Here is a 15816-nt window from a genome sequence, read left to right as displayed (position 1 = left end):
ATCAATTCAAAAGGTGGCCGACATTCTGTCATTGATGCGCCTTGAATTGAAGCACCCTAGGCGCTCTGAAATCGTATCTTCAGGTTGCTTGGGTATATTAACAATTAAATACTTTGTGTCTGCAGATATTTTGCTTTTCATTTGCCAGTTGCAGGCATTTTTGGCAGCATGGCCACCATTAAAACACTCAGGTTTTGCAGGATAAATATGATCCATTACCAGATAATCCCCGTCGATCCGAAAGCCCATTTATTCGCTGTCACTATGACATTATCACAACCCAAGCCAGTGCAGGTCTTTAGCCTACCCGCTTGGCTGCCAGGCAGTTACATGGTGCGCGACTTTGCCAAAAATATCATTGAACTCAAGGCACAAGATGCACAAGGCCAAACGCTTAAGCTCACCCAACTAGATAAGCAAACTTGGTCGGTTGACCATAATAGCAGCGAAATCATTCTGACTTATCAAGTGTATGCTTGGGATCTGTCGGTGCGCACCGCGCATTTGGACATGACCCACGGCTTCTTTAACGGCAGTAGCGTGTTTTTATCTGCCCATGATTTTGAAGACACTTTACACACCGTCTCTATAGATCCACCAACAGAGTCAACATTAAGTGACTGGCGCCTTGCTACCAGCATGACTCGCACCAGTGGTGACGATTTTGCCTTCGGCCAATTTTCAGCTAAAAGCTATGACGAGCTCATAGATCATCCGGTGGAAATGGGTTTATTCACCTTAGGAAGTTTTGATGCCTGTGGCGTGAGGCATGATATCGTACTCAATGGTCGCCACCGTGCTTGCATGCCAAGGCTCTGCCAAGATTTAAAGACCATTTGTGAGTATCAGATTAACTTCTTTGGTACGCCTGCACCGTTTAAGCGTTATTTGTTTATGACCACAATATTAGACAATGGCTTTGGCGGTTTAGAGCACAGAGCTTCTACTGCATTAATGTGTTCACGCAAAGACTTACCACTGTCGCTCGATGCGCCAGTCAATAACGACTATCGCACTTATTTATCCCTGTGCAGCCACGAGTATTTCCACAGCTGGAACGTTAAGCGCATTAAGCCTGAATGCTTTTTACCCTATAAACTTGATGCAGAAACCTATACGCCACAATTATGGGCCTATGAAGGCATCACCTCCTATTACGATGACTTTCTTACCTATCGTGCAGGTCTGGTAGATGAACAAAGCTATTTAGATATGCTGAGTGAAACCTTCACCCGTGTCTATCGCAGCCAGGGACGCTTTAAACAAAGTGTTAAGGACTCAAGCTTTAATGCTTGGACTAAGTTCTACAAGCAGGATGAAAACGCACAAAATGCCATCATCAGTTATTACACTAAAGGGGCTCTGTTTGCGCTGTATTTAGATTTAACCCTGCGCAGCGAAACCCAGGGCAAATACAATCTCGACCATGTTATGCAGATTTTATGGCAGGAATATGCTCTGCAAGATAAAGGCACCACAGATACTTGCCATCAAGCCATCGTTGAACGACTCCTTGGTCGTGATTGCCAAGATCTGTTTGCCTACTTAGATAGTACGGACGATATTCCGTTAGCGGCTTTACTCGCCGAATTTGGGGTCAACTTGAGTCTTCGATCCAGTCAAGGTGCGCAAGATGTGGGCGGCGGGCAAGCGAAAGGTTATGAGATTGCATTCGGCGCGAAAACCCAAGCAGCACCTGTTGGATTAAAAATCGTGACTGTCACCCAAGGCAGCCCTGCACACCTTGCAGGGTTAAGTGCAGGTGATGTGTTAATTGCCGCGGATAACCTACAAGTCACAGGACAATTTGAGGCGCAGCTACAGCAGTATCCGCTGGGTGAATCGTTGGATTTACATTGGTTTAGACGGGATGAATTGATGACGGGTGAATTGATGATAACTGCCGCGCCTAAGGATACTGTCGCCCTATCCATTCGTGACAAAAGCAAAATAGCGGCTTGGCTTGGACGTTAATAGGCTTTCGGCTTAAGACTACTTTTGAGAAATAATAAAAGGGGCTTTAGCCCCTTTTATCTGAGATAAGACTTAACTTAAATGTATATCCGTGTGTATATCAATACTGATAGCGACTTAAACCACCACATCGTGCAAATAGGTTTGTGCCCACGCAATCGCTTGACCACGGCTAGACACTCCAATTTTACGGAATACTCGGTACAAATGGGTTTTTATCGTGCTTTCACTGACAAACAACTGATTGGCGATATCTAAATTAGTACTTCCCGTCAACAATGCTTGTAATACTTCACGCTCACGGATAGTTAACGGTTCAGTGTCTTCGAACAACCCAAAATCATCATTTACCCCATTAATGAGCTGAATTGGGATGACCCTATGACCTCGTAAAATATTCGAGAGTCCGAGGCTTATTTCAGTTAAACCTGCATCAAGATAAAATACCCCTGCAGTTGTGGCAGCTTGCATTAAAAAACGTGCATCCACTTGTTTAGGGAACTGCAAATAGACAACCCGCACACTCGGTTGCTCACGGGCAAGTAAACGTTGAAATTGATGGGCTTTTTGAAGATCAACAGTCGCTAAATCGATCACGACCATGGAGGCATTATTATCTTTGATTTTCTCACACATCTCATCAGGGCTGACTTGGGTCAACTTAACGAGAAACTCCTGCGGCCAACGTCCTGCGAGCAATTCCATCAATACTTGCGATCGTGACACTACAATCCAATGTAATATTTTGAACATCCTGCTCACTCCCTGTCTGGTTAACGATTATTCACTTTAAGGATCTAAGATCCTCCAAATACGACTTCAACATCCGTTCAATAGACTTCCAAGTCTACCGTGGTCACGATATTAGCATTAGATAAAACAGATTAAAAAGACTTACGTAAAAAATATTTACCGTACGCAAATCAAAAACTTCTAACACTTTCGTTGACTACACTATCAATCAGAAGTCTTAATTGAAACTGAAAAAAGTTACTGAAATTTTAGGATAAAAGCGTAAGATCATACCAACACAAAAAATAAGGAAATTCCATGTCCAGCAGTAACCCCACCGCTTTTGAAATAAAATCCTATCCTGTGTGGGACAAACCGACGCGATTATTTCATTGGATTAATGTCATTCTTGTACTCGCACTCATCTTAGTCGGTGGCATCATGATGTATCGCACTGAGCTAGGCATATCTGAGTTAACAGGTAAAATTGGCTTGAAAACTTTACACGTGTGCATAGGATATGCGTTTGCAATAAACCTCATCGTCCGCCTTGTGTGGGGTTTTATCGGTAACAAATATGCGCGTTTCAGCCACATGTTTCCCAATGCTAATAGCAAAAGCGAATTAATAGCTTATAAAACTGAATTAGCCGCGGGGAAAAATCCGCAGTATTTAGGTCATAACCCTAAAGGTAAATTTGCCGTGATGGCCATCATGTTGCTATTAGTGACCATAATGATCACTGGACTTTTGCGTGCAGGTACAGATATTTATTATCCGCCGCTAGGTAGTGCTGTACAAAGCTATCTTGCCGATACCAATGTCGAACCTACAAGCTTAAAACCCTATGATGCAACGGGTGTGAACGCAGAAAAAGCGGATGCACTTAAACCAATGAAAGGATTGGCAGGTCAAGTGCACGTCTATGCGGTTTATGTGTTGTTACTGCTGATGTTATTACATGTATTCGCGGTGATTTATACTGAAGTAAAACGTCAACCTGGGATTATTTCAGCCATGTTCTCCGGCAAGAAGATCATCCAAGGTCAGCCAAAAGACGAGTAATCGGTTAGTAAACGGATAAAAATAACGCCAGCATTGGCTGGCGTTATTTATTTAGACATGAAGGTATATACCAACTTTTCTAAACGTATTTTTGAGATTATTTTTTCAGAACAGTTGCTGGGGTACGACCATCATCATGGCAACTTTCACAGGTAGGTTTTTGACCGACATTCATATCATGTACCGCATGACAATCTGCACAGACTAAATTACCGTCATGTGGCTTATGCACAGCGTCCATTTCAGCATAGGTACCATGACAACTTTGGCACTGTGCAAATTCAAAGGCACCATCCGCAGAAGGTGTACCATCTTTATGACAGCTTTCGCATCCACCCGACTCAGCATGGAAATCAGACAATTTTTGATCTGCAGCAAATGCAGTTGGCGACAGCGCTAACGCTGCAAGACTTGCCCCGAAAAGCGCACTTAATAGTTTTTTGCTCACAATAGTATCCTCCAATGGCGATTGTCAGTGGAAATTCTTGTCAGGGTGACTTCCATCTCTCAACCAAAATAAATAGCACGACTCGATATAACTTAGCTAAGGATGAACGAATAAGCAAACCCAAACTAAGCGACACAACTTTATCAACATACTCAAGGGTAAAATGTGCGCTGCATCATGTAACCACATGCTTATATAAGAGTTTTACATCTACCTAACCTAGAGGCTACATAATGTAAATCCCTAAACTGGCAAGCAACAGAATAAATCCCCCTTAATCTAAAACTAAAAGCTCGATTCATGGTGATACTTAAGACAAAGTGATAATAAAAAGGAATGACAATAAGTGAATGGGTACAGAGTACTAGACGAGGATGCTTTAAATAGTGAAGGCACAACATTCAACCAAAACACCTCTGGCACTTAATTCAAATGCCAGAAGGAATTAGCGATAACGGTTAACTCGCCCACTATAACCAATGATACAAATGGCGGTTAGACAGGTAAGCATCAACTCGCATCAAGTTTATTGTCAGCCTCAAGCTCTGTTTTAGGCCAAGCGTTAATCACGGCTTTGACCAACGATGCCAATGGAATGGCAAAGAATACTCCCCATACACCCCATAAACCGCCAAAGACTAAAACGGCCGCTATGATGATCACCGGATGCAAATCCACCGCATCGGAGAATAAAATAGGCACGAGTAAATTACCGTCGAGCGCCTGAATAATACCGTAACCCAACATTAAATAGCCAAATTCAGAACTAAAACCCCACTGAAAAAATGCCACTAGGGTGATAGGTAATGTAACTAAGGTTGCACCGACATAAGGGATCAATACCGATAACCCAGTTAACACACCGAGCAACACCGAATATCGCAGTCCCATCAAGGCAAACAAAATATAAGTTGCGACACCAACGACCACGATTTCGATCACTTTGCCACGAATGTAATTAAAAATCTGTTGGTGCATTTCAAACCACACTTTACGCGCTAGCTGGCGATTTGCGGGAAAAAATCGCTTACTGCCGCGAATCAGTTGATCTTTATCTTTTAAAAAGAAAAACACCAGTAAGGGCACTAAAATCGCGTACACCATCAAGACGAGTAAAGAAGCTGAATAACCGATTAATTGCTTAGCAATATCCAACACATGTTGAGTATCGAGCAGTTTTTTAAGCTCACCAACCATCAGATCTAACTGCTCTGGATTGATAAATCGTGGATATTGATTGATCAGCGTTTGTATTGTCAGCAGGCCTTTATCTATCATGCTAGGCAAGTCGGCAATTAAGCTAACACCTTGACGCCACACACTCGGAATTAAGCCAAATATCAGTAAAACCACGATTCCCAAAAACAACACAATAACCAAGGACGCACCAGCGGTGCGATTAATCCCCAATTTAAGCATTTGCGCCACAGGCCATTCCAATAGAAATGCCAACACAAGAGCGACCAACAGCGGAGCAAGTAAACCTGCCGCAAAATAAATCACTAGCGCGAGCCCGACAAGAATAGCCATTAAGGTCACAGCTTGTGGATCACTAAAGCGCTCTTGATACCAACGAGAAAAAACAGTAAACATGGATCATTCCAATAGTGATGGTTGGCGATGCTTCCCAAACGCTCAGGAAAGTTTATTTATCATGATGTTATTCGAGACTTTACTCAGTTAGACTTTCGCTTCTACACGTCAGCTAAATCAAAAAATCAACTGATAGGAGTAAACAACTTAGCCTGAGCGGCACTCTGGCTCAGAATTAGGCGCTTGATGCTAGTCTAAGAGGATTTAAACATAAAAATCCTCAATTTATCCCTGAGATAGATCAACTTTGGTGACCATCAAGGCTAACAGACCTGCATCATTACGCAACTCTTGCACGACATGCCCTTGTTTTTTTAAATATTGGGGAACATCTCGCCGCGAACCAGAGTCTGAGAGTAAGATATGCAACTGCTCACCCACTCGCATTGGCTTCAATGCAAGCTTCACTTTCACTAAGGGTACTGGACAACGAAAGAGCGTTAAATCAATAAAAATCATAATGAACTTGCTATAGACGAACTTGGGCCATTATCCTAAGTTGCACCTCAAACTACAAGCTAAGTGCAGTATCTGCCTTTAGTTGAGATAATTAGAAATAAAAGGATCCGCTTGCGTAACTTGACTTTTTTGACTCGATTCAAACCTTTTGTTGCAGGCGCACTCTCCTTGATGCTGCTAACCTTCGCCGCCAAAAGCTTTGCCAACAATGACTTACCGGATTTAGGTACGGCCGCAGTTAACACCTTCAGCCTTGAAAAAGAAATGGTTTACGGTGATGCTTATATGCGCATCATTCGCTCATCGGCACCTATGCTAAATGACCCCGTGTTGAGTCAATATCTTACCGAGCTTGGCAATAAACTGGTCGCCCATGCCACAGGAGTAAAAACGCCGTTTTATTTTTTCCTATTACAAAATGATGAAATCAACGCCTTCGCCTTCTTTGGCGGCCATGTTGCCGTGCACACAGGCTTATTTCTCAATGCCGACAATGAAAGCGAACTGGCTTCAGTATTAGGCCACGAAGTGACTCACGTTACTCAACGTCACCTTGCCCGTTCCCTTGAAGCACAGCAAAAAAGTAATCCTGCAACAATTGCCGGTTTGCTCGGTGCCATTTTGTTAACTATTGCTGTACCACAAGCAGGTATGGCGGCACTTGCGACAACCCAAGCTATGGCGACACAATCGAAAATCAACTACACCCGTTTGCATGAAAAGGAAGCCGATCGCATCGGAATGCAAATTCTAGTGGATGCAGGCTTTAATCCTAATGCTGCAGCGGATTTCTTTGGTAAATTAGCCAGTCGTTATCGCTTTACCACAACACCACCACAAATGTTATTAACTCACCCATTACCTGAATCGCGGATCACTGAAGCCCGTAACCGTGCCGAGCAATACCCTAAACGTTATATCCCTGATAATCTTAATTTTCAGCTAGCAAAAGCCCGTATTCAAGTCCGTTTTTCCAGCTATAGCGACGAAGCAGTATTAAGCATGTTTGATCGGCAACTCAACAAACAGACCTATAGCTTCAAAGAGGCGGCACTTTATGGCAAAGCGCTGGCTTTATATAGATTGAAGAAGTTTAATGAATCAGAAAAAATCGTCGATGAGCTGTTAAAAATCGATGATAACAACCTGTTTTATATAGACACTAAATCTGATTTACTGATCGAACGTAAGGACTATGCAAAAGCGATTACTATGCTCGAAGCCCAGCGTAAAATGAAACCAACGTCTCAAGTGATCAATGCCAACTTAGCCAATATATATATCGAAGCCGATCAAGCCCCCAAAGCAATCCCTTTGCTGGAAGATATGATTTTCCTCGATAAACAAAATGAACTGCCCTATCAATTGTTGACTATGGTGTATAAAAAAATCGGCAATCAAGCATTGGAATATTTTTCCACCGCAGAGCTGATGGCCTTAGGTGCTAATTATAAGGGCGCAATCGATCAACTTAACTTCGCCTACCGTGCATCCGAAAATAATCCATTACAGCTTGCACGTATTGAAGCACGTATTCGCCAGTTTAAAATGGCTGATAAAGAGATGGATGCGCTTAAGTAATAAGTTGTTTTACAAATAGATTAAAGACAATTACCCATTTATGCGCCCCGAACACACTGACGGGGCGCGGTTTTTTCTGTTATTATCCGCGCCATTGTTATTTCAGCCCGTATTGAGCCTCTAGTACTATGACCCAAGCGACGATTTACCATAACCCACGTTGTTCAAAAAGCCGTGAAACCTTAGCTTTACTCGAGCAACAAGGCTGCGACATTACCCTAGTGGAATACTTAAAAAATCCCCCTACGGCTAAAGACATCGGCGACATTCTGGTTAAATTAGGCATCAGTGCTCGCGAATTAATGCGCACCAAGGAAGCAGAATATCAAGCCTTGGGACTTGCAGACTCATCACTAACAGAATTGCAGTTGATTGAGGCTATGGTCAACACACCTAAACTCATCGAACGGCCAATTGTGCTCGCCAATCAAAGCGCAGCCATCGGCCGTCCTCCTGAGAATGTGCTTACTATTCTTTAACCCATAATTTTTAAACAAAAATGGCTTTTATTTTCAACCCTTAGGTAGACTTATGACATCCAACACCTTATTTATCCTTAGCCGTTTAGGCTACTTTGCGCTAGTGCTGCTGTTAGGCGGTTGGTTTGTTGGCCAAGGGATTAGCGGTGAATACACCCTGCTATTTAGCCTCTTATGGATAGTGCCGTTATTACTACCCGCAAAGGGAGTTTTCCAAGGTAATCCATACACTTACGCTTGGGCAAGTTTTATTCTGTGCTTATATATGTTACATGGGCTCACCCTGCTTTATGTCACCAATGATGCCTTCGCTTTTGCCTTAATCGAAGTATTATTGATTGGCGTACTGCTAATCGCTTTCCCATTTTATGCCCGCATACGTGGTCGTGAACTGGGATTAGGCCTGAAGAAAAAATCTAAAGAATAGTCCGTTCAATGTATTTTCAGTGCCGTCTCACCTTGCTAGGTATGGCGGCATTTTTTATATTAGAAGGCCAAACCTTGGCTCAAATATCCCTTATGATCTCAGTCTGAATACCCATTTTAACCTTAGTTCTAACCTCCGTTCCGACGTCAATTCCCATCACGACAAAATTAACACTTATTATACTTACACTGACTTTTTGCAACTAAGTGCCCGTGTTATAGTCAGTTTCTCACAGTATAAGCGTCCCATGACGCCACAAAAGTCTAAATAGCACAGCAGAGTTAACAAGGGAGAATGGTGTAATGGGAATGTCGATACCACTGAAATTTTTCGGATTTATGGCCTGCTCGGGCCTACTTGCGGCATGCGGAGGCGATGGTGATGGTGATGGTGATAGTCAACCAGATGATAGTGTAGTCACGCCACCATCCACTTCACTAGCACGCTGCACAGATAGCATTTCGCCACTCATTACCACCACGTCATCCTCAATTCGCTTTCAAACCGAGCAAAATTATGTGGCGGGTCAATCTAGTACTATCATTGCCAATATCCTAAATCGTGACAGCCAAGACTTAACCTTCCGTTGGCAGCAAATCGATGGCCCTAACATAGCACTCGTCAGTCAAAACAGCCCTGTATTAGCCTTTGATACTCCCACCGCAGGCGGCTACCGTTTTAGCTTGCATGTGACGGGCAGTAATCTAGATGTCACCGGAGAAATTGGCATTAATGTCGATCCCGCATCGACGGGTATGCTAAACGTCCGTCAAGATCACCAAGTGGTTGAAGGCAATAATGTGAGCTTAAGACTCGGACAACAATCGGAATTAAGTGCAGCAAATATCTCTTGGTGTATAGCATCTGGCCCAGATTTAATGGTCGATGTGAGCGATCCGTTTAGACCCTTGTTTACCGCGCCAACGGTCACCCAGGATACAATCACTCGGCTCAAAGTGAATGCCAACGTCAATGGCAATCAGCTTAGCGATGATGTCTTTGTGCTAACAACCTCGGCGCCAGCGATCAGCTCACCATACTTCGATACCCCTGTTGCGCGCACCCATGCCTATCGTCCGACTTCACCTTACGCCAATGTGCTAGCAAACTGTGTTTACTCCAATCAGCTTCATGATAGCTGCACTATCAATACCTTACCTTTGATAGGTCAAACCTCAAGCGATCTCAATCACGAGACGATTCTAAATCGAGTACTGGTTTCCCACGATTGGATGGGTGATAACTTTGCCGCTTTCTTAGCCCAGATGGACCCAAATAGCGACTTTGCCCGCCTGTTACAATCCGTTACAGCCGTGGTGATTAGCTATGATGTACGCCCTTCTTTTTACTGGGTAGTCACAGGGGCAATTTATCTCGATCCCAATGATTTATGGCTTACGTCTACCCAGCGCGACACTATTAATGAAGCGCCGGATTACCGCAGTAATTTTGGAAATGATCTTAACTTTGTGATGCCTTGGCGTTATGTAAAAGATAACCAATATGCCTCCCTTGGCGTGCCTATCACCGTCAGAGCAAACCGCACATTAGCGCAAATCAACCCCGATCTGGCCTCCTTGTTGTATCACGAGCTCGCCCATGCCAATGACTTTTTTCCACGCAGCGTGCATGCCACACTCACAGGGCCAAGACTGTTAGATGACTACAGCCGCCGCAATGCCAACAAGAGTCTAATTTCAGATCAAGTCAGCAAAACCTACCCATTAACGAGTACTGAAATGATGGGACTTGCCAATGTTAGTTTCCTCGGCGCAGCGGCGAGTAATGTGCAAAAGACCTATCAGGCATCGGATGTCAGTACTTTCTTTTCTGCCGATATCGCCAGCGACTTCTATGCCTATTCCAGTACCCGTGAAGACACGGCCATGTTATTTGAGGAAGCCATGATGAGTTATCGCTATCAAATATTGCGTGATGTCGCCGTCACCAATAAACCTGCGATATTAACTGCGGATTCGCTGATTATTGACTGGGGACAAAGGGGAAGAATTGCGCAAGACAGTCTAGAAAATCGCGCCGCGTTGGTGATTGATGAAATGCTGCCAGAGCTTAATGGGATCAGTCTGATCGAAAGCCTACCCGAGCCAATTAATATGGTGCAAGGTCAAAGCTGGCGTCAAACACTGGCAATATCGCCTGCGAATACGCATCTCAAAGGCCAAAGCAATGCAGCTGCAATTAATGCCGAGTCTCGTTTTGAAGCCGAACTTCGCTTAAGTGGTGATCGTCACCAGCATCCACAACAATAGCGTTTTAAATTTTAGATAAACAAAAGCCCGTATGCATTAAACATGACGGGCTTTACTCTTTTTGGCTTTAATGCCAGTAGGTTTTGTATCTTCAGAACGAACACAAACCATGCTGTATCTAAAGGTGTAGCATCTCTTTGGCAAACGGAATCGTGAGCTTACGCTGATGCACTAATGAGGCTTTATCTAACTTATCCAATACATCAAACAAGGTCCGCAAATCCCGCGCCATACGGTTCAGTAAAAAACGCCCGACATCTTCCGGTAATTGCAGGCCACGCATAGCGGCGCGGCGTTGCAGTGCGGCAAGTTTTTCATCATCTGCCATGGGTTGCAGTTGGTAATTCAACCCCCATTGCATACGTGAAACAAGATCTGGCAAGAGGAACCCAGCATCCGCAGGAGACGAGCTGCCGCTGACTACTAAGGCGCAATTCTTATTTTCTGCGACGCGATTGTAGAGATCAAAAATCGCCTCTTCCCAAACGGGGTGGCCGGCGATGGCATCGACATCATCGATACAAACCAAATCCAACTGTTCTAGGCCTTCAAGCAATGCGGTCGAAATACTCGCATGTATGCCTAAGGGAATATAAAAGCTGCGACGCTCCACTTCATTAGCGTGCGCGCAAGCAGCGTGCATTAAATGGGTTCGACCCGATTTAACTGGGCCCCACAAATAGATGGCGGCTTCACCATGCCCTTCGGCATTCGCTCTCAATTTTTGAATAAGTTCATCATTACCCGCGGCGGGGTAATAACTATTAAAGGTTTCGTCGTCTGGCAAATGCACAGGTAACGAGAGTTGCAGAGGTGAGTTTAAGGGCACTCGGTCTTCTCAATATTAAATAAAAACAATGCCGTGCTTAACTAAGCACGGCCGATAACATCTTAATGTAAACGCCATTCATACACAGGTTTGCCAGTTTGATTAGAGACAGGGCTAAATTCACCTGCACTCACAGGTGCGACCACAGAAATACGCGGCTCTAAGCTTAATAAGCGTTGTAAATCCGTCTCTGAGCCAAATAAATCTAACGAGAAAGTCACAGTATTACCTTGAATATGCGTTAACGTGGCATTTTTAATCGCGCTGAGTTGCTTCAAATATTTTTCAACTTCAACTAATTGCGCCATTTTTTGGATATTAACGAAGGTAACACTCGCACCAAGCTGAGTACCAGTATCGGCAATCGCATACTTAGTAAAATAGTATTCACCTAACGCCGCCATCATAGCGGTAATCGCTTGGGCCGAATTTTCAGCAGTACCGTTGTAACTGAATAACGGTGGCGTCAAAGAGTCAATGGTAGCCTTAGTATAAAGATTTAAACGATAACGAACCTGATTCCCGGCGGCATCAATTGCCACTAGCGCCAAAAAGTCAGCTTGATAACGGCCAGATACACTCGCTACTATGTCGGCAAACATCCCTTTAATATCGTTAGGATTTATACCCATCAACTCATCAAGATCTAAGATAGGCAAGAGTACAGGTATACCGCGGGCATAGGAAAAATCGCTAAAAATCTTACGTTCGGCTAACGCAGATGAGTCACCCAATATCATAGTGTCGCCATCACCAGGCATAGCGACCCAAAATAAGGTCAGCGGGCGTTGAGTTCCCCAAACAGGCAATTGTGCCTGGCGCAGTAACGCCACTATGCGGCGGTGCTCAAAACTCGCGGTCAACAGCAATTGGCCATTTTGCTCGATATAACCATACTGGCTCAGCAAGGTATCAGGATTACTGAGCTGAGATTGGATTAGGCTGTTATCGAGGGATCGCGCCGTCCCAGTGTTCTTGATAATGACTTGCTCAAGTGCACTTTTTAAGGCTTTGTCGCGTTCAGCAACTGCGCGCGAAGACACAGGCACATTGGCCTCATCTAATTTACTCACCTCAACAGCATTGACGCTATTAATCGTGAACAGACAATATAGAAATGCAATTAAGCTCGGCTTCAATAGGAATTTCAGCATCTTTGAGTAGTTGAAGTAGCGTCAGATGAGGCAAATTGTACCATAGTTAGCGCCTTAAGCGAGTCTTGCCAAAATTTAGCCCCATTTCCGTGCCAGCCATAGCACAGAAAACCCAAACAGTGATCAACGTCGGCAAAACAGGCGATTTTCTCCTGCTCAAAATCCAACAAACTGTTATCATTTGGCGGTTTACCCTAAATTAACGAGAATAATAAATGAGACGACTCGCTATCCCCCTACAGGGCGCGCAAATGCTATTTGTGGCCTTCGGTGCCCTAGTACTAATGCCGCTACTTACAGGGCTCGACACCAGTGTGGCATTGTTTACCGCAGGTATCGGTACCCTACTCTTCCAATTGATTACTAAACGCCAAGTGCCTATCTTCCTCGCATCTTCCTTCGCCTTTATTGCCCCCATACTTTATGGCGTGCAGACTTGGGGAATTCCATCCACAATGGGCGGCATTATGGCCGCGGGCGTGGTCTACGTCATGCTCGGCGCCTTGGTTAAAGTGCGCGGCACTGACTTTATTCACAGACTATTGCCCCCAGTCGTAGTGGGACCTGTGATCATTATTATCGGCCTTGGCTTAGCCCCCGTGGCGGTGAATATGGCATTAGGCAAGAGTGGTGATGGTAGCTTGACTTTAGTCGCTACAAATACGGCGTTATTTATTTCGCTCGCATCGCTTGGTACCACTATCGCGGTGGCCATTTTCGCAAAGGGCCTCCTCAAAGTGATGCCTATTTTAGCAGGTATTATAGTAGGTTACAGCTTAAGCCTAGCCTTTGGCATTGTTGATTTTGCAGTCGTGACCGCTGCAAGTTGGATTGCTATTCCTAAATTTGTCGCGCCAGAATTAAACTGGTATGCCATCGCATTTATGATCCCAGTGGCAATCGCCCCTGCGGTAGAACATATAGGTGATATTCTGGCGATATCCAACGTTACGGGTAAAGATTTTATGAAAAAACCCGGCCTGCATCGCACGCTAACGGGTGACGGGATTGCCACAATTGCAGCCGCAGCCTTTGGTGGTCCACCGAACACAACTTACTCTGAAGTGACAGGTGCAGTAACCTTAACCCGAAATTTTGATCCTAAGATCATGACTTGGACTGCCATTACCGCCATCACTTTAGCCTTCGTTGGCAAACTAGGTGCGCTGATGCAAACTATCCCCGTCCCAGTGATGGGCGGTATCATGTGTTTGCTATTTGGTTCCATTGCCGCAGTTGGCCTCAACACCCTTATTCGTAATCATGTGGATTTATCAGAGCCACGTAATTTAAGTATTGTCGGTGTTACCTTAGTCTTTGGTATCGGCGGCATGGCATTTGGCATAGGTTCATTCAGTCTGACCGGTATTAGCTTGTGCGGTATTGTCGCTATTACCATGAACTTACTATTACCCGCGACTAAGCCACACAATAAACACCACGAGTCTGATGTGACGCCTCATTAATCACGGCTTGAAGACACGATCAATTTCGAAGTAGGTCATTGAAAAATGACCACTTTATAAAATTGATCGTTTCTTAAGAAACCACCATAAAAAAGCCGCCGTGATATCAATCACGGCGGCTTTTTTATGAAGCAATATTTTTATGAAGTAAGAATTAACTCTTACTCTTCAGTCTTGATCTTAGCGGCAGCCGCTTTGATCAAAGGTTGTAATTCGCCTTTTTGGAACATGTCCACTACGATATCACACCCACCGATCAACTCGCCTTCAATCCACAATTGTGGAAAAGTCGGCCAGTTAGCAAACTTAGGTAATTCTGCGCGAATGTCTGGATGCTGAAGAATATCCACGAATGCAAACTGCTCGCCGCAGTTAATCATGATCTGAGCTACCTGTGACGAGAAGCCACAGCTTGGTAACTTAGGAGAGCCTTTCATATAAACAATGATAGGGTTTTCCGTGATCTGCTGCTTAATTTTCTCTACTGTTTCCATTTTGATTCCTAAGTAGGATGACGTTGACTCAATGCGACTATTGTACGTCAGCTAGACGCAGAACAAAATCCCACAGTTTGTAAGGTTATGTCGACATTTGATTTTTCGATGGCGTCTATCTAGTCAATTAGCTAAACAATGATTCACATCACAAATTTTATCGGTACAATAGTCCTAAGTGAGCACGTTTAAGAAACGATAACCTAAGACCATGGAGAGATACTAATGGCTTTCGAATTACCCGCATTACCATATGCAAAGAACGCACTAGAACCACACATTTCTCAAGAAACCATAGAATACCACTACGGCAAGCACCACAACACTTATGTTGTGAAGCTAAACGGCTTAATCGAAGGAACTGATTTCGCTGGCAAATCTTTAGAAGATATCATCAAAACTTCTACGGGTGGCGTGTTTAACAACGCAGCTCAAGTGTGGAACCACACTTTCTACTGGAACTGCTTAGCCCCTAATGCTGGCGGCGAACCAACAGGCCCAGTTGCTGATGCAATCAATGCCGCTTTCGGTTCATTCGACGCATTCAAAGCGCAATTTACTGATTCAGCAGTAAACAACTTCGGTAGCGCTTGGACATGGTTAGTGAAAAAAGCCGATGGCACTCTTGCTATCGTTAACACTAGCAATGCAGCGACGCCACTGACTGACAGCACAGTAACACCAATCATGACAGTTGACGTGTGGGAACACGCTTACTACATCGATTACCGTAACGTGCGTCCTGACTACCTTGCCCACTTCTGGCAATTAGTTAACTGGGACTTCGTTAACCAAAACTTCGCAGGTTAATTCATTTAACCTAACGTTGTTTACTGCCGAATGAG

General features: G+C 44.2%; 16 protein-coding genes. 8 read left to right on the top strand and 8 right to left on the bottom strand.

The features are described 5' to 3' along the window. Nucleotides 1-6: 6 nt before the first annotated feature. Nucleotides 7-216, bottom strand: coding sequence for a hypothetical protein (locus tag L5M11_RS16650; RefSeq protein WP_263192785.1), 210 nt, complete (start codon nt 214-216; stop codon nt 7-9). Here L5M11_RS16650 and L5M11_RS16645 point away from each other — a divergent pair. Beyond that, nucleotides 208-1974, top strand: a complete 1767-nt coding sequence (locus L5M11_RS16645; RefSeq protein WP_263192783.1) for a M61 family metallopeptidase — start codon at nt 208-210, stop codon at nt 1972-1974. The two genes, L5M11_RS16650 and L5M11_RS16645, sit on opposite strands and share 9 nt — an antisense overlap. A 117-nt stretch (nt 1975-2091) precedes the next feature. Here L5M11_RS16645 and L5M11_RS16640 read toward each other — a convergent pair whose 3' ends face one another. Then, entirely contained in the window at nt 2092-2727 is a 636-nt protein-coding gene (locus tag L5M11_RS16640; protein WP_028760305.1) for a LuxR C-terminal-related transcriptional regulator, read from the bottom strand. Nucleotides 2728-3024: 297 nt separating this feature from the next. On the opposite strand from L5M11_RS16640, the gene L5M11_RS16635 reads away from it, so the two are divergent. Next, entirely contained in the window at nt 3025-3771 is a 747-nt protein-coding gene (locus tag L5M11_RS16635; protein ID WP_028760306.1) for a cytochrome b/b6 domain-containing protein, read from the top strand. 97 nt (nt 3772-3868) lie between these two features. On the opposite strand, the gene cctA is transcribed toward L5M11_RS16635, so the two are convergent. From cctA to L5M11_RS16620, 3 genes are all read right to left on the bottom strand, one after another. Next, the gene (gene cctA, locus L5M11_RS16630) at nt 3869-4219 is read right to left on the bottom strand and encodes a tetraheme c-type cytochrome CctA (protein ID WP_105252823.1); all 351 of its coding nucleotides are present in this window, start codon (nt 4217-4219) and stop codon (nt 3869-3871) included. Nucleotides 4220-4729: 510 nt separating this feature from the next. Beyond that, a complete protein-coding gene (locus L5M11_RS16625) occupies nt 4730-5812 on the bottom strand; it encodes an AI-2E family transporter (protein WP_263192782.1) in 1083 nt (360 codons plus the stop codon). A 225-nt stretch (nt 5813-6037) separates the two neighbouring features. Further along, nucleotides 6038-6271, bottom strand: coding sequence for a sulfurtransferase TusA family protein (locus L5M11_RS16620; protein ID WP_263192781.1), 234 nt, complete (start codon nt 6269-6271; stop codon nt 6038-6040). Nucleotides 6272-6382: 111 nt separating this feature from the next. Between L5M11_RS16620 and L5M11_RS16615 the strand changes: the two genes are divergently transcribed. The 4 genes from L5M11_RS16615 to L5M11_RS16600 all read left to right on the top strand — a co-directional run bounded on the left by L5M11_RS16615 (nt 6383) and on the right by L5M11_RS16600 (nt 11028). Next, entirely contained in the window at nt 6383-7852 is a 1470-nt protein-coding gene (locus L5M11_RS16615; RefSeq protein ID WP_263192780.1) for a M48 family metalloprotease, read from the top strand. A 128-nt stretch (nt 7853-7980) separates the two neighbouring features. Then, nucleotides 7981-8331, top strand: coding sequence for an arsenate reductase (glutaredoxin) (gene arsC / locus L5M11_RS16610; RefSeq protein ID WP_168823940.1), 351 nt, complete (start codon nt 7981-7983; stop codon nt 8329-8331). A 52-nt stretch (nt 8332-8383) separates the two neighbouring features. Beyond that, entirely contained in the window at nt 8384-8758 is a 375-nt protein-coding gene (locus L5M11_RS16605) for a DUF2069 domain-containing protein (RefSeq protein ID WP_028760312.1), read from the top strand. Between the two features lie 302 nt (nt 8759-9060). Continuing rightward, nucleotides 9061-11028 (top strand): hypothetical protein, encoded by a 1968-nt coding sequence (locus tag L5M11_RS16600; RefSeq protein WP_263192779.1) that lies wholly within the window; start codon nt 9061-9063, stop codon nt 11026-11028. A gap of 118 nt (nt 11029-11146) precedes the next feature. Here the strand turns inward: L5M11_RS16600 and hda are convergent, their stop codons facing one another. Both hda and L5M11_RS16590 read right to left on the bottom strand, forming a co-directional pair. Continuing rightward, nucleotides 11147-11857, bottom strand: coding sequence for a DnaA inactivator Hda (gene hda, locus L5M11_RS16595; RefSeq protein ID WP_168823935.1), 711 nt, complete (start codon nt 11855-11857; stop codon nt 11147-11149). 62 nt (nt 11858-11919) lie between these two features. Next, nucleotides 11920-13011 (bottom strand): DUF2066 domain-containing protein, encoded by a 1092-nt coding sequence (locus tag L5M11_RS16590; protein WP_105252829.1) that lies wholly within the window; start codon nt 13009-13011, stop codon nt 11920-11922. Between the two features lie 215 nt (nt 13012-13226). Between L5M11_RS16590 and L5M11_RS16585 the strand changes: the two genes are divergently transcribed. Continuing rightward, nucleotides 13227-14477, top strand: coding sequence for a uracil-xanthine permease family protein (locus tag L5M11_RS16585; RefSeq protein ID WP_028760316.1), 1251 nt, complete (start codon nt 13227-13229; stop codon nt 14475-14477). A gap of 161 nt (nt 14478-14638) precedes the next feature. Here L5M11_RS16585 and grxD read toward each other — a convergent pair whose 3' ends face one another. Beyond that, nucleotides 14639-14971 carry a Grx4 family monothiol glutaredoxin gene (gene grxD, locus L5M11_RS16580; RefSeq protein WP_011846572.1) on the bottom strand — a complete coding sequence of 111 codons (333 nt, stop codon included), beginning with the start codon at nt 14969-14971 and terminating at the stop codon, nt 14639-14641. Between the two features lie 225 nt (nt 14972-15196). Here grxD and sodB point away from each other — a divergent pair, with 225 nt between their 5' ends. Further along, nucleotides 15197-15781: a superoxide dismutase [Fe] gene (sodB, locus tag L5M11_RS16575; RefSeq protein WP_028760317.1), complete on the top strand. Its 585-nt coding sequence runs from the start codon at nt 15197-15199 to the stop codon at nt 15779-15781. Nucleotides 15782-15816 lie beyond the last annotated feature (35 nt).

This window comes from Shewanella sp. SM87, assembly GCF_025653705.1.
Taxonomy (GTDB): Bacteria; Pseudomonadota; Gammaproteobacteria; order Enterobacterales; family Shewanellaceae; genus Shewanella; species Shewanella oncorhynchi.
The sequence above is the reverse complement of the archived record's forward strand: the minus strand, read 5'-3'. Positions and strand labels throughout refer to the sequence as shown.